The sequence below is a fragment of the Opitutaceae bacterium TAV5 genome (assembly GCA_000242935.3).
Lineage (GTDB): Bacteria > Verrucomicrobiota > Verrucomicrobiia > Opitutales > Opitutaceae > Geminisphaera.
The window spans coordinates 2,653,515-2,666,769 of record CP007053.1 but is presented as its reverse complement, the minus strand read 5'-3'; the positions used below and the strand labels follow the sequence as shown (position 1 = coordinate 2,666,769).

Annotated in this window: 13 protein-coding genes; 4 read left to right on the top strand and 9 right to left on the bottom strand. The window is 66.0% G+C overall.

Annotated features, from left to right (window positions below):
- Window positions 1-26 precede the first annotated feature (26 nt).
- Window positions 27-914: a cobalt-zinc-cadmium resistance protein gene (locus OPIT5_11655; GenBank protein AHF90760.1), complete on the bottom strand. Its 888-nt coding sequence runs from the start codon at window positions 912-914 to the stop codon at window positions 27-29.
- A gap of 315 nt (window positions 915-1,229) precedes the next feature.
- Here OPIT5_11655 and OPIT5_11650 point away from each other — a divergent pair, with 315 nt between their 5' ends.
- Entirely contained in the window at window positions 1,230-2,513 is a 1,284-nt protein-coding gene (locus OPIT5_11650) for a flavoprotein (GenBank protein ID AHF90759.1), read from the top strand.
- Between the two features lie 59 nt (window positions 2,514-2,572).
- On the opposite strand, the gene OPIT5_11645 is transcribed toward OPIT5_11650, so the two are convergent.
- Complete coding sequence (locus tag OPIT5_11645) at window positions 2,573-3,757, bottom strand: UDP-N-acetylglucosamine:LPS N-acetylglucosamine transferase (protein ID AHF90758.1); 1,185 nt, start codon at window positions 3,755-3,757, stop codon at window positions 2,573-2,575.
- 188 nt (window positions 3,758-3,945) lie between these two features.
- Here OPIT5_11645 and OPIT5_11640 point away from each other — a divergent pair, with 188 nt between their 5' ends.
- Window positions 3,946-4,911, top strand: coding sequence for a UDP-glucuronate 4-epimerase (locus OPIT5_11640; GenBank protein AHF90757.1), 966 nt, complete (start codon window positions 3,946-3,948; stop codon window positions 4,909-4,911).
- Window positions 4,912-5,056: 145 nt separating this feature from the next.
- Here OPIT5_11640 and OPIT5_11635 read toward each other — a convergent pair whose 3' ends face one another.
- Window positions 5,057-6,331 (bottom strand): Alginate lyase, encoded by a 1,275-nt coding sequence (locus OPIT5_11635; protein ID AHF90756.1) that lies wholly within the window; start codon window positions 6,329-6,331, stop codon window positions 5,057-5,059.
- Window positions 6,332-6,614: 283 nt separating this feature from the next.
- Between OPIT5_11635 and OPIT5_11630 the strand changes: the two genes are divergently transcribed.
- Window positions 6,615-6,716 carry a hypothetical protein gene (locus OPIT5_11630; GenBank protein AHF90755.1) on the top strand — a complete coding sequence of 34 codons (102 nt, stop codon included), beginning with the start codon at window positions 6,615-6,617 and terminating at the stop codon, window positions 6,714-6,716.
- A 324-nt stretch (window positions 6,717-7,040) separates the two neighbouring features.
- On the top strand, window positions 7,041-7,892 hold the full coding sequence (locus OPIT5_11625) for a metal-dependent hydrolase (GenBank protein ID AHF90754.1): 852 nt from the start codon (window positions 7,041-7,043) through the stop codon (window positions 7,890-7,892).
- Here OPIT5_11625 and OPIT5_11620 read toward each other — a convergent pair.
- The 6 genes from OPIT5_11620 to OPIT5_11595 form a co-directional block, all read right to left on the bottom strand.
- On the bottom strand, window positions 7,887-8,459 hold the full coding sequence (locus OPIT5_11620) for an Iojap family protein (GenBank protein ID AHF90753.1): 573 nt from the start codon (window positions 8,457-8,459) through the stop codon (window positions 7,887-7,889). The genes OPIT5_11625 and OPIT5_11620 overlap by 6 nt on opposite strands.
- The gene (locus tag OPIT5_11615) at window positions 8,414-9,046 is read right to left on the bottom strand and encodes a nicotinate-nucleotide adenylyltransferase (protein ID AHF90752.1); all 633 of its coding nucleotides are present in this window, start codon (window positions 9,044-9,046) and stop codon (window positions 8,414-8,416) included. Before OPIT5_11615 ends, OPIT5_11620 begins: the two co-directional genes overlap by 46 nt.
- Before the next feature lie 501 nt (window positions 9,047-9,547).
- Entirely contained in the window at window positions 9,548-10,309 is a 762-nt protein-coding gene (locus tag OPIT5_11610) for a Dimethylmenaquinone methyltransferase (protein AHF90751.1), read from the bottom strand.
- A 183-nt stretch (window positions 10,310-10,492) separates the two neighbouring features.
- Window positions 10,493-11,284: a short-chain dehydrogenase gene (locus tag OPIT5_11605; protein ID AHF90750.1), complete on the bottom strand. Its 792-nt coding sequence runs from the start codon at window positions 11,282-11,284 to the stop codon at window positions 10,493-10,495.
- Window positions 11,281-12,252, bottom strand: coding sequence for a mannonate dehydratase (locus OPIT5_11600; GenBank protein AHF90749.1), 972 nt, complete (start codon window positions 12,250-12,252; stop codon window positions 11,281-11,283). Before OPIT5_11600 ends, OPIT5_11605 begins: the two co-directional genes overlap by 4 nt.
- Window positions 12,253-12,406: 154 nt before the next feature.
- Window positions 12,407-13,165: a transcriptional regulator gene (locus OPIT5_11595; GenBank protein ID AHF90748.1), complete on the bottom strand. Its 759-nt coding sequence runs from the start codon at window positions 13,163-13,165 to the stop codon at window positions 12,407-12,409.
- Window positions 13,166-13,255: the final 90 nt, after the last annotated feature.

Here is a 13,255-nt window from a genome sequence, read left to right as displayed (position 1 = left end):
GTTCACCGCCGGTCACTGCTTCGCAGCTACGGGCAGTTTTGATCCGGATACGGTTCGAGGTGCGTGACCACGTCGCTCACCTGGGGAAGCGCCTCGCGGATCGCATCCTGGACCGCATGGGCGACACGGTGGCCGGCTTCCACCGTCATCGTCCGCTCGACCTGGACATGGATATCCATGGAGTAGCCGAGGCCGATTTTTTTCATGCGCAGTTTCTCGACGAAGCGCACGTCGGGGACGGCCCGCGCCACTCTCAGCACCGCCGCCTGCAGTTCGGGAGGCGGCGCTCCGTCCATGTTTTCGTGCAGCGCGGAACGCAGCAGCGAGATGCCGTTAAACCCGATCACCAGGCAGCCGACCAGCGCCGCCACGTCGTCCGCCTTTTCGTAACCCGGCCCGCCGATCAGGGCCACGACAATGCCGAAAAAGGCGGCGCCCGAGGTGATCGCGTCGGAGCGGTGATGCCAGGCGTCGCCCCGAAGCGCGGAGCTGGACGTTTCCTCGCTCTTTTTCAGCGTATAGCGGGAAAGCAGCTCCTTGGTGACGATCACCAGCAACAGGACAGGCAATGTGAACCACGCCGGCGAATGATGCCGCTCGAAGAGATTGCGCGTGCTCTGGAAGGCGATGGTGCCGCCGGCGGCGAGCAGCGAGATGGCGGAAAAAAGCGCGCCCAGTTGCTCCGCCTTGCCGTGTCCGTACGGGTGGTCCTTGTCCGGCGGTTTTCTCGCCAGCTTCAGTGAAATCAGCACCACGCCGGAAGACACGATGTCGTTGATCGACTCGATGCCGTCCGCGACGAGCGCATACGAATTCCCGATCACGCCGGTCACGATCTTGACGGCGGCAAGCGAAGCATTGACGACAATGCTCTTGAGCGCGGTGCGAATGGCGATGGAGGCGGGCTCTGGCACAGGAAGGAAGCGGAGGCGGGAGGCGATTTGTTTCTGACCGGTGGACTGCCGGATTAGGGTCCATCGCTCCCGATGTCAAAATCTCCGGCCACGATCGCGGCCGGAAACGGGTATAATCGGAAGTAGTGAATGCCGGACAGGCAGAAAAAGTGGCACGGGCATCCTTGCCCGTGGACGGCGCGAAGTGCCGCTTTCCGGAACACGGGCTGGAAGCCCGTGCCACCTCCACTTCCGATTACACTCCCCGGACACGCCGCCGCTTGCAGAACGGGACTTGTGCCGCCCGGGCAAGCGGTCTTCTGTCGCCGGCAACTCATGTCCTTGCGAGTGCTCATAGTCGGTGGCGGGGCGGCGGGATTTTTCGCCGCGATCCGGTGCGCGGAAGCGCATCCGCAGGCGCGCGTCGTGCTCTACGAAGCGGGCGCGCAGCCGCTGGCCAAGGTCCGCATCTCGGGCGGCGGCCGCTGCAACGTCACCCATGCGTGCCCGGAACCGCGCGAACTGGTCAAACGCTACCCGCGCGGCGCCCGCGAGCTGCTCGGGCCGTTTCACAAATGGGGTCCGCGCGAGACCATCGCCTGGTTTGCCGCCCGCGGCGTGGAGCTGAAAACGGAGTCCGACGGCCGCATGTTTCCCGTCACCGATGACTCCGCCACCATCGCCGGATGCCTGCTGCGCGCCGCCGACGAGGCGGGCGTGCGGGTATTCACCCGCATGGGTGTGCGCGGCATCGTGCGCATGCCGGCGGCCGCCACGGCAGCGGCCGCCGATGGCGCCAGGTTTGACGTGACGTTTTCCGACGGTTCGGCCGGCGAGTTCGACCGCGTGGTGCTGGCCACCGGCGGCGGACGCGGCTCGGCGGGGCCGCAGATCGCGGCCTCGCTCGGCCACACGCTGGAACCGCCGGTGCCGTCGCTGTTCACGTTTCATATCGACGATGCGCGCATCCGCGGACTGGAAGGCGTGGCCGTGCCCGACGTGGCGACGTCGGTGAAAGACACGAAGCTGCGCGAAACGGGCGCGCTGCTCGTCACGCACTGGGGCATGAGCGGCCCGGCCATCCTGAAACTCTCGGCCTGGGGCGCCCGCGAACTGGCCGCGCGCGATTACCGTTTCACGCTCGGGGTCGCATGGGCGGGCGCCGGGCGCACGGCGGACCAGGTGTTTGCGGAGCTGGGCGCGGCCCGCGCCGCCAATCCGCGCAAGCAGGTCGTCACGTGGAACCCGTTCGCCCTGCCCGCCCGGCTCTGGGAACGGCTCGTCGCGGCGGCCGGCATTCCCGACGGCGCGGTCTGGACCGGCGTATCCAACAGCCTGTTACAGGCGCTCGCCGCGCAACTGGCGGGCGGCGAATTCGAGGTGGAGGGGAAGAGCCTCAACAAGGAGGAATTCGTGACCTGCGGCGGCGTGCGTCTGCGCGAGGTGGACTTTCGCACGATGGAGAGCCGCGTGTGCCCCGGCCTGTTTTTCGCCGGCGAACTGCTCGACATCGACGGCGTGACCGGCGGTTTCAATTTCCAGGCGGCGTGGACGACCGGCTGGCTCGCCGGGACGAGCGCGGCCCGCCCGGCGGGCCGGAGTTCAGGGTCCGGCGTTTAGTGTTCAGGGTTCCGGTTGCGCGATGGCTCCCTTCAACAACGAACCCTGAACTCCAGACCCTAAACTCCGGACTCTGCCGCCGGATCGTCGGGACGGACGCAGCCTCGCCCGGCGATCCATCGGCAGATGTCCTCGGGCCGCCCCGGCGGACGCGCCGCCAGCAGGCGGGCACGTTGCGCGGCGAGTTCGCGAGGGTTGTCCAAAAGAAAAAGCGCCTCGCGGGCGATGTCGCGGGGCGTGCTGCCAAAGCGCGCGCACGCGTGGAAGCGGCAGTATTGCACGGTGATCAGCTCCTGCGGCATCACGCCGCCGATGCCGTTGTGGATGAGCGGCGCGCCGAGCAGGATCGATTCGCTGGTCGCTCCCGTCCCCGGCCGCGCCACGACGACCGACGCCAGCCGCATGAGCCCCGGCATTTTTTCCGTGTGGCCGAGCGTGCGGATCGCGAGTCGCGGATGCCGCTGCGCAAACGCCTCGATGCGCCGGCGCGTCTCGTCGTTGCCCCCGCACAGTGCGATGACCTGCAGGCGCCGCCCGCTTGCCGCGAGGTGCCGCAGGATCGGCAGGTGGTTGTTGGCGCCGGCGAGGCCGGTGTTGAGCAACAGCGTAAACACGGACCGGTCGAGGCCGAGTCCGGCGGCGAGGGTGTCCGCGTCACGCTCGATCCCGGCTTCGGGCTCGTAGAAGCGGGGGCGAAGCAAAAATCCGCCGTTGAAAATCGCCGGCGCCGGCGTGCCCACCGCCGCGGCCGCCGCGCAGGTCTCGGCCGTCGCTCCGATAAAACCGTCGGCGCGCGGGTTCGCCCAGTGGCGGCTGAAGCCGTAGCCGCCGTAAAGCTCGCCGCAATACGTGATGCAGCGCGGCCGGTCCGCGCCGCCCAGCGCCGCGTGCGCGAGATCGAAAAACCCGTGGTTGGTGTGCGCATGCACGCTGATGACGCGCGACGGCCGCCACTCGCGCACGAGCGCCGAAAACCGGTCGCCGCCCATGATCCGCGCGCCCCGCCGGTGCATGCCGGCGATTTCGAGGTAGTTGAAATAGAGGTGATGCAGCCGCGGGCAGTTGCGCTGGATGAAATTGTAGAGGCCGACGCCAAACCGGTAGAGCCGGTGCGTGTTTTCGAGCGTGGCATGGACGCGTGTCTCCACCGCGCCGCCAAAAACGCGCTCGCTCCACTGCCGCAAGGAATCGGCGCGCATGTTGTGGCCCGTGCCGGTGGAGGAGGTGAGTATCAGCCAGCGCATGACGGCACGGGTTGCGGGAAAAAGATCGGAGGGAGAGAAACGTTCACGGAAGCGGATTGGCTCGTCGGTAAAATCTGCAAACGGCCACTGGATGCAAAAAAAACCGTCATGCCAATCGCAGGCTTCGGCGAATTTTTTGACAGATGCGGTTTTGACACAATCCCCCGCCGCCTCCTCCCTCCTCGGCCATGAGAGTTCTTGTTACCGGAGGCGCCGGGTTTATCGGCACGCATACGCTCGAGGCCCTGCGCGCGCGCGGCGACGACACGGCGTTGTTCGACAACTTCAACGCTACCTGCCCGGTCGCCATCAAACGCGCCAATGCCGCCCTCTCCGGCGCCCGTGTCTACGAGGCCGACCTCTGCGACCGCGCCGCCGTGCGCGCCGCGCTGCGCGATTTCCGTCCCGACGCCGTCATCCATCTCGCCGCCCGCGCCGGCGTGCGCCCCTCGATCGAGGCCCCGCAACTCTACATCGACAGCAACATCACCGGCACGCAGCACCTGCTCGACGAATGCCGCGCCGCCGGCATCAGCCGGATCGTCGTCGCCTCGTCCAGCTCGGTTTACGGCGACAATACAAAACTCCCCTTCGCCGAGGACGACGCCCTGCTGGCTCTCGCCTCGCCCTATGCCGTCACCAAACTCGCCGCCGAAGGTCTCGCCCGGATCCATGCGCAACTCCACGGCGCCGCCGTCACCGTCCTGCGGTTTTTCACCGTCTACGGCCCGCGCCAGCGCCCCGACCTCGCCATCTCGAAATTCGTGCGCGCCATCTCCGCCGGCAAACCGGTCGAGCTTTACGGCGACGGCAGTTCGAGCCGCGACTACACGTACGTGACCGACATCGTCGCCGGCACGCTGGCTGCGCTCGACCGCCTGCAACCCGGCTTCCGCATCTGCAATCTCGGGGGCGACCGGCCCGTGACACTGGCCGCGCTCGTCGCCGCGATCGAGCAGGCGGTCGGACGCAAGGCCGATATCCGCCGTCTCCCCGAGCAACCCGGCGATGTCGCCCACACCCGGGCCGACCTCACCCGCGCCCGCGCCCTCCTCGGCTACGCCCCCGCCGTCACGCTCGCGGAAGGGCTGGCCCGCTTCCGGGAATGGCACCTGGCCGAGGGCAGCCGCCCTCCGTGGACCGGGTGTCATTGAAACGGGATGGCGGCATGGGCTCCTTGCCCGTGCGTGTACCGGGGGGGAGCGGCGGCATGGCGGGCTGTCGGCCTTCGGCCCCGGTGCCTGCCACTGCTGACGACGTGAAGCGTCGCCTGTCGGGATGTTCGTGGATTCCCCGGCCTCAGTCCGGGTTGACGCCCGGCTTGATTCCGGAGGCAAACAACTGCCAGCGCTCGCGGGCAAATTGGCCGTCGTTGCGGAGCCGGCTGATCTCATCGAGGAAAGCCGGTTCATCGTCGCCATAGGCAATGCCGGCCAGCACGAGCAACATGCGGATGCCCTCGCGATCGGCAGGTTTCAGGTCGGGTTTTATCCACGGTCTGGCGGGCCCGGCAAAGGGAGCCAGAAAACGGATCGCCTGACGCAGGCTGCGTCCATCGGGCGTCGTGTGATGCCACCAGTCCACGCCGACATGGGTGGCCTGGCGGGCGAGTGTCATCAGGCCGGCGAGATTCAACGTCGAGTAAGTGAGCGAGAGCGTGCGCGCCAGTTCGTGCGGCTGGCTGCCGTCGGGCTCGACCTGCGTGGCGAGCCGGGTCCGGAGCGCGGAGGCAAGCACGTCGCGGGCGAGTTCCGTGCGGCCAAGGACGAGCGCGAGTTGCGCCACCTGCGCGTCATACCAGGTGCCGTGGTTGTTGTGCTCCCGTTTTTCGTCGAGACCGTTTTTGCTGCCCTGCAGCCACTCAAGATAAGCGCCGAGCCAGGCGCGGAGTCCCTGGTCGTCGGCGGGCGTCCATGCCGGGGAACTGGCGATAAGGGCAATGCCGTCGGTGAGGTCGATCAGGGCGCGCGTTTCGATGATGCCGATGCCGCGTCCGTTCGTGCGACCCGGGATGGCCTGGCCATAGTCAAGATGTGGATTCATGCGCGTGGCCGGATCAAGAAACCAAGTGCGGACCAGGCGTGCGGCTTGCGCGGCGTAGGGTTCGTGGCCGGTGAGATACCAGGCGAGGGCGAGGCGCTCCACCGCGCGACACATGCCGGTGAAGGCCGGGTAGTCGGTGCCTTCGTTGCGTTCGGGATTGTGCTGTCCGTCGCGGCGGATGTAGGGGAGCCCGTCGGGTGTTGCCGGATCGGGCCACCAGTAGGGGCCAACGCTGAAATAGTCGTGCTTGTCGCCGCTCGCCGCGACCCTGGTTTTGTCCATCACCGAAGGCGGTTTCATCGTCAGCGCCGTGTCGGCCTCGGAGCGCAGCCCGGCCAGCGCCTCGCGTACGAGCGGGTCGTTGGCTGCCACCCGTTCACGAGCGGCGGCGAGGGCGGCGCGCGGAAGGGCAAAGACGTTCGGTGAAGGATCCGCGACGGGCGCCGCCGGCGCGGGTGTTGTCATCGAGGCATTGATACAACAGGCCGTGGCGCAGAGGGCGGGCAGGGCCGGGGAAAGGGGAGTTTTCACGGGGCGCCACGGTAGGGGGAAGGCGGAGAGTGTGTCAAGTATGGCACCGCGTGCGAGTTATCCGACATCCCCCCTGCCGCGGCGGCGGGAATGCCGTCGCCGGCCGCTTCCCCCGCCTGATGGATACTCGCGCCGTCCACGGGCAGGATGCCCGTGCCGCTTCCCGGCCATTCTCCCCATCCGGTCGCCCCCCGGCAGGCGACCTCTCTGCGAAATGAGCTTTACAGGAGCCCTTCCAACCTGTTTTGAAGACCCTTTTCACTCAAACCAAACACCTCTCCACATGGGCAACCTGAAGAAGAAACGCCGCCTCCAGATGAACAAGCACAAGCGCCGGAAGCGCTTGAAGTCCAATCGCCACAAGAAGCGCACCTGGCAAAAGTAAGCCGGTCGCGTCCCCGCGGCCCCGTCCGGACCCTCCGGGCGATGGCTTTCCTGTCCCGGTTCCTGACAGCAACTTTCAACAGCCCGCCTTACGCCGACCGGCGAGGCGGGCTTTTTAGCATGGGGAGACAACGTGGCGCGGGCTTTTTCTGCCAAACGCCCGCTTCCGGAGTGGCACGGCCATCCTGGCCGTGGACGGCGCGGAGCGCCGCCGGTGTGTTTGCAGCCGCTGCGGAGAGGCAACGGAGGCGGGCGGAACGCCCGCCGCGCCACGCAAACAACGCTCGCCCTGCAAACGTTGGCCTGTTTATTCGCCCTCCCCAAGGTGAGCGCAGTGCAGCAGAGTTTTTTTGATTTGTTCGGCCTGGAGACGGTCAACGCGCCGCCGGCGCGCGCCGCCGCTTCGCCATTTTTTCCGCCAGAACCGCCGGAACCGCCTGCGCCCGCCAGTTACGTGGCGGACCCGGAAGCGCCGGCCGGGGATCTGGAACCCGCCGAAGCGGAAACCGCACCGCCGCCCGTCCTCTACGAACGCAGCGCCCGCGCCCGGAATTACCGGCTGACGCTGCGGCGCGATGGTGTCGCCGTGGCCACCATCCCGGCCCGCGGCAGCGAGCGCGAGGCGCGCACCTTCGTCGAGCAGCACACCGCCTGGCTGGAACGCGCCCGGGCCCGCCAGCGCACGCGTCCGCGCGGCGCCACCGTCTGGCCGGTCGGCACGCATGTGCTCTGGCGCGGCGAGCTTGCCGAAATCCGCAAGGCCGTCGAGGGGGCGCGCCCGCAAGTCTGCCTCGGTGCGGATGTGTTTCGCGTGCCGGCGTTCTCCGGAGACCTGCGGCCCACGCTGGAAGCGCACTTCCAGCGACTGGCGAGGGTGGAGCTGCCGGCCCGCACCTGGGAACTGGCGACGGTCACCGGCATGCCGGTCCACGAAGTGACGGTGCGCAACCAGCGCACGCGCTGGGGCTCGTGCACCACGGGCGGCGTGATCTCGCTCAACTGGCGCCTCATCCAGACGCCTGAAAGCGTGCGCGACTACATCATTTACCACGAGCTCATGCACCTGAAGGAGATGAACCACTCCGCCCGGTTCTGGGCGCGCGTGGAAGAGGTCTGCCCCGGCTGGCGTGCCGCCGAACTCTGGCTCAAGCGCAACGGCTCGCTGCTCGGGTTATAGCGGAGCGGCCTGCTTCTTCTTCCCCGCCGCGACCTTGGCCTTTCCGGCGGCCGGCTTTTTCGTCGCTCCGGAGGTTTTCGCGGCCTTCACCGCCCCTTTCTTGACCGAAACTTTTTTCGCCGGCGCCTTCGCAGATTTCGCAACGCCGGTTTTTGCCGCCGGCTTTTTCGTCGCTTTCGGTGCTTTCGGCGGGGTGACGAGTTTTCCGATGTCAACGACTTCGGCATCCTTCCAGAGGCGTTCGAGCGCGTAGTTGGCGCGCTGCTCGGCCGTGAAAAGGTGGATCATGATCTGGTAGGCGTCGACCACGGTCCAGCCGCTGCCGTAGCCGCCCTGTTCCATGCCGGCGATCGGAGCCTTGGCCGTGTCGAGAATGCGCTCGGCCTCGATGCGCAAGGCGCGCAGGTGCGGGTCGGAATTGCCCGTGGCCAGCACCAGGTAATCGGTAATGTCGGACTGCGTGACGTGGAGAACGGCAAGCTGCTCGGCCTTCTTGTCGGCGAGCGCGATGACGACGTTTCTCAGGAGTTCGCGGGTGGTATCCGGGCGGGTGCGGGTGTTGGACATGCGTCGCGATAGAGGCCGGTTTTCCGCAGATACTCAATCGCGTTGTTCGGCATCCATGCCTCCACCGGTTCTCCCCGGGCGATCCGAGCCCGCAATTCCGTGGAACTGACATCCACCGGCGGCGTATCCACAAAATGCACCCGCAGGCCGGGAACCGGCGGAGGCGGCGGGAGGGCATGACCCGGACGCGTCACGCAGACAAACTCGGCCAGCTGCACCAGTTCGCCGGGTTCCCGCCACCGCGGAAGCTGCGCAAGCTGGTCCGCCCCGAAGATCCAGAACAGCCGGTTGCTCTCCGGCGGGTACACCGTGCGCAGGTGGCGCAGCGTATCGACCGTATAACTGACCCCGCCCTTCCGGAGTTCGAAATCGCAGATTTCAAGGCCGGGCGTGTCGCCGATGGCGGCGCGCAGGAGAGCCAGCCGGTCCTCCGCGGAGGCGCGGACGGCGGACGGCTTGAGCGGCGCCTGGGCTGCCGGTATGAACAGCACACGGTCGAGCGGAAACCGCGCCAGCACCTCGCGCGCCACCGTGAGGTGGCCGTTGTGGACCGGATCGAAACTGCCGCCGAGAAGGCCGATGTTCATGATCGCCCACTCAACACACGAAAGGATACGAAATACGACACCGTTTGACGGAATTTTTAACCACAGAGGCACGGAGACACCGGTTGGCGGCGCCCCGCGTCTGCATTCATTTTCCCCACGGATTGCCTGGAGCGGCTACGCCGTAGCCAAAGGGACGGAAAGAATGGCCACGAAAAACACGAAAAAACACACCGCGCATGAAATCCTCCATCGCGCTTATAAGCGCCCGGGAGATTCCCGTCGGACAGAAAGGAATTTTGTGTTTTTTGTGGCCATCCCGGTTTGAATCCGGAACGCATCCGCACTGAGGGAAATCATACGCTTCCGCGTACGATTTTTCAGGGTAGCTTTACGGATCTTCGGAGATTACACGGATGGGAGGATACCTGTTTCCCCTGAAAATCCCTGCCTTTATCCGGTTTTTATCCGTGCAATCCGTGGTTAAAAAAGAACCCGGTTTTGGCTCCGTACCTCCGTGGTTCATCCGGCATCCGGAGTCGCTCAGAAATACCCGCCCTTTTCCGTGATCTGCTCCAGCGTCTGGCCTTCGGCGACCCACGAAAAAATCTTTTTCTCGTTGCCGCGAATCTCCTCGGCGCGGAGCAGCACCTCGTACGCGATATCGCGCGGCACGACGACCACGCCGTCGATATCGCCAAGGATCACGTCGCCGGGGCGGATAACGGCGTCGCCGATCTTGATCGGAATCTGGTAATGCGTGATCAGGCAGCGACCGAGCGAGCCATTCGGGATGCGATGCTTGTAGAAGAGCGGGAATTTCTTTTCGAGGATCTGGTGCGTGTCGCGGATGCCGCCGTCGATGACGGCCCCCTTCACACCGAGGCCGACCGCCGTCGCCGTCATGACGCCGCCCCAGAGCGTGGCTTTCTCGTCGCCGGAAGTGTCCCACACGACGAGACTGTCGGGCTTCAACTCGGTGAGCATCTGCGTGCGGTAGGTCATCTCGCCGGTGATTTTGACGTTGGGCGCGCTCTTCACCGTGAAGGCGATACCCGCCACGGTAAGTTCGGGGCGCAGCGGCTTCAGGTGACCGGGCAATGCCTGGTCGAGCAGCGCGTGTTCCCGCAACACGTCGCTCACCGCGCCCGTGTAGAGCTGTTCGTAACGCGCCAGCAATTCCTTTTCGGGAATCGGCAACGGCTGGGTCGAGATGTATTCGCGCTGCGCGATCAGCTTCTCGAGGTTCATCATGCCCACTTCTTTTTTGTAGGCGTCGATATCGGCATTCAGGTCTTTGCTCATGGTTTATGTCGTGATGCGGTTATTGTTCTGGCGGGTGAAAAAGTGGCGCGGGCGTCCCGCCCGCGTCCGGCATGCACAGAGGCATGCCGCTACGTAGTGGTGACGGCGCCAGGAGCGCCGCCTCCGGGATCTCGGTCTTTCAGTTTTCTGTGGGCAGGTCGGGCATGGCGTTTCCGGTTCGCCTCAGGCCAGCCCGAACCCGCCATCGACGAAGAGGTTTTGCCCGGTGATATAGCGCCCCGCATCGGAACAGAGCAGGAGCGCGACGCCGGCGCAGTCGGCGGGCGTGCCGAAGTCGGCGACCGGAATCGAGGCGCGGACCTTGGCGGCGTAGGTTTCGTCGGCGAGGCGGCCGGTGTTGCGGTCGGTAAGGATGACGCCAGGCGCGAGGTTGTTGACCGTCACGCCATGCGGCGCGAGCTGGCGGGCGAGGTTCACGGCAAGCGAGGTCTGTGCGCACTTGGTGGCGGCATACACGACCATGTGCGGATGCGGACGCACTTCCTGCACGCTGCCCACGGTGACGATACGGCCCCAGCGTTGCGCCGTCATCGCGGGCGCGGCGAGCTGGCAAAGCTCCAGGCTCGCGTGCAGGTTGACGTTGACCTGTTGGTCGAACTCCTCGCGCGGGATGGTCAGCCAGTCGGAGCGCGGGAGTTGCACGGAGGCATTGAGAACGAGGATGTCGGGCGCGCCGCCGAGCGCCTCCACCGCTCCGTCCCAAGCGCGCCGGGCGCCGTCGACCTCGCCGAGATCGGCCTGCACCACACCGGTGCGCACGCCCAAGGCGGCCGCGCGCGCGGCCACATCGCGCGCCTGGGCGGCGTTACCCGTGTAGTGGATCGCCACATCCGCGCCCGCTTCGGCGAACGCGAGGGCGATGGCGGCGCCGATGCCGCGGCTGGAACCGGTGACGAGAGCGCGGCGGCCCTTGATCCGGAAGCGCTCGAGTGTGGAGGAGGATTCGGTGCTCATGAGTAGGAAATGCGATGTGTATCCAGAATACCTTTCATATAGCCGATGGCGAAGAGCCGGCCGAGCGTGGCGTAGCCGTGCGGCAGGTCTTCCTCGCCGGCGAGCGAAGGCACGTGATCGACGCGGATCGGCACCCGCAGGCCGAGTTCCTGGCCGTAGAGACGGAGCATCGCCGGCATGTCGGTGGGGCCGTTGTCGTGAAAGGTTTCGGTGAAATTTTCCCGGGTGCCGTTGATGTCGCGGAAATGGACAAACACGATGCGGTCGGCGAAGCGGTGCGCGGTGGCGACGATGTCCTCGCCCATGGCGAGGAAGTTGGCCTGGCAATACGTGATGCCGTGCGCGGGCGAGTCGCTGAGTGACATGGCCCACGCGAAGGCGTCGGCGGAAGTAAAGATTCGCCCGACCCCGCGCAACGGCGAGAGTGGCGGGTCGTCGGGATGGAGGCCCATTTTCACACCCGCCTGCTCGGCGACGGGGAGAACGCGGGTGATGAAGTACGCATAGTTTTCGCGTAGTTTCTCTTCAGTTACGCGCTGGCCTTCGGGAACGGGAGCCGGGTCGAGGCGGGAGGCGTCGAAGCGATTGGTAATGGCACCGCCGCGGGTGACAACATGGGTGCCGGTGCGACACCAGCCGATGGTCGCCATGAAGTTGTAGCAGAGCAGACCGATGCCGAGTTCGCCCATATTGCGGAGCATCTGCTGATAGCGGGCGATATCTTCATCGCGACCCGGCAGGCCCAGCTTGATGCGTTGCATGTCGAACTCGTCGCCTTCGAGCCCGGCGAGCGTGAGGCCGGCTTCGCTAAAACGGTCGCGGATCGTGCGCAGCGCGTCGATGTTGTCGGGCGCGGGCAGACCGGTGAGCTCGGGCGCGCACTTGCAGATCGCGTGCGTGACGCCGGCCTGGCGGGCGAATTGCCAGGAACGGTCGGGTTTGGCGGGGAGAAAATCGGCGAGAATCATCGGACGGGGAATTTTTACACAAAGATCGCGAAGAACGCGAAGATTATGAGGCGAAATGGAGTTATCATATTTAACTAATTATAAACAGGTTGTAATCCTGATCTTTGGATTGTGTCCTTCGCGTTCTTTGCGTCCTTCGTGTAAAAAACCGGAATCAATTCCCGGTGCCTGCGAGGAGCCGGTTGCATTGCTCCGCGCAGGCGAGCAGGTGACGCGAGGCGGCCTTGCGTGGCGCGGGTTCGAAATCCTGCGGGAAACCGATCACCGTGAGCGCGGCAACGATACGGCCGGAGCGGTCGCGCAGCGGAGCGGACATGGCGGAGTGATCGGTGCGGTAGTGACCGAGATCCGAGCAACGTCCGTAACGCGCCAGTTCGCGAAGCCGCGCGGCGATGTCGGCCGGTTTCTGGTTTTGCCAGCAGTCGGCGGGGGCAGCGGCGATGATCGCCTCGCGCTCCGTCGCGGACAGCGGGCTCATCAACACGCTGCCGGACGAACCCAGCACGAGGTGAAACGCCGCGCCAATCTTCACGTTGACGGACGTGGCGCGCGGCGACTCGACCCGGAAAATCGTAATGGCGTTGTCACCCTGGCGGACGGAAATCTTGGCGGTGAGTCCGGTCTCGCGCGCCAGTTGGCGGAGCGGTTCGCGGACGGTTTCGATCAACAGTTCGTGACGCGACAGCGGCTGGAGCAGCGGCAGCAACCCGAACGAGATCTCGTGCTGCCCGGCGGCGGAGGCGCGCACCCAGTCTTCGGCGAGAAACGTCTGCAAAATCCGATACGTGCTGGAATGCGGCAGCCCGAGCGTCTGCGCCAGCGCCTTGGTCGTGGTCGCGTCCCCCTTCCCTTCCGCCACGGCACGCAGCACGGCGATGGCTTTTTTCAGAATGGGAACGGTGTGGGCGGACATGGGGACAGGTCTGGAGGTTGGCGCTCGGATTCGTTGAACGGGGTAATCCTGCGACGGAAAGCCGGATCGCTCAAGTCGCCTATTGGATTT

What these genes read in the sequence shown, in the direction of transcription:
- OPIT5_11650 (AHF90759.1), top strand. Translation starts at nt 1,230, where the DNA reads ATGTCCTTGCGAGTGCTCATAGTCGGTGGCGGGGCGGCGGGATTTTTC.
- OPIT5_11645 (AHF90758.1), bottom strand. Translation starts at nt 3,757, where the DNA reads ATGCGCTGGCTGATACTCACCTCCTCCACCGGCACGGGCCACAACATG.
- OPIT5_11640 (AHF90757.1), top strand. Translation starts at nt 3,946, where the DNA reads ATGAGAGTTCTTGTTACCGGAGGCGCCGGGTTTATCGGCACGCATACG.
- OPIT5_11630 (AHF90755.1), top strand. Translation starts at nt 6,615, where the DNA reads ATGGGCAACCTGAAGAAGAAACGCCGCCTCCAGATGAACAAGCACAAG.
- OPIT5_11620 (AHF90753.1), bottom strand. Translation starts at nt 8,459, where the DNA reads ATGTCCAACACCCGCACCCGCCCGGATACCACCCGCGAACTCCTGAGA.
- OPIT5_11615 (AHF90752.1), bottom strand. Translation starts at nt 9,046, where the DNA reads ATGAACATCGGCCTTCTCGGCGGCAGTTTCGATCCGGTCCACAACGGC.
- OPIT5_11610 (AHF90751.1), bottom strand. Translation starts at nt 10,309, where the DNA reads ATGAGCAAAGACCTGAATGCCGATATCGACGCCTACAAAAAAGAAGTG.
- OPIT5_11605 (AHF90750.1), bottom strand. Translation starts at nt 11,284, where the DNA reads ATGAGCACCGAATCCTCCTCCACACTCGAGCGCTTCCGGATCAAGGGC.
- OPIT5_11600 (AHF90749.1), bottom strand. Translation starts at nt 12,252, where the DNA reads ATGATTCTCGCCGATTTTCTCCCCGCCAAACCCGACCGTTCCTGGCAA.
- OPIT5_11595 (AHF90748.1), bottom strand. Translation starts at nt 13,165, where the DNA reads ATGTCCGCCCACACCGTTCCCATTCTGAAAAAAGCCATCGCCGTGCTG.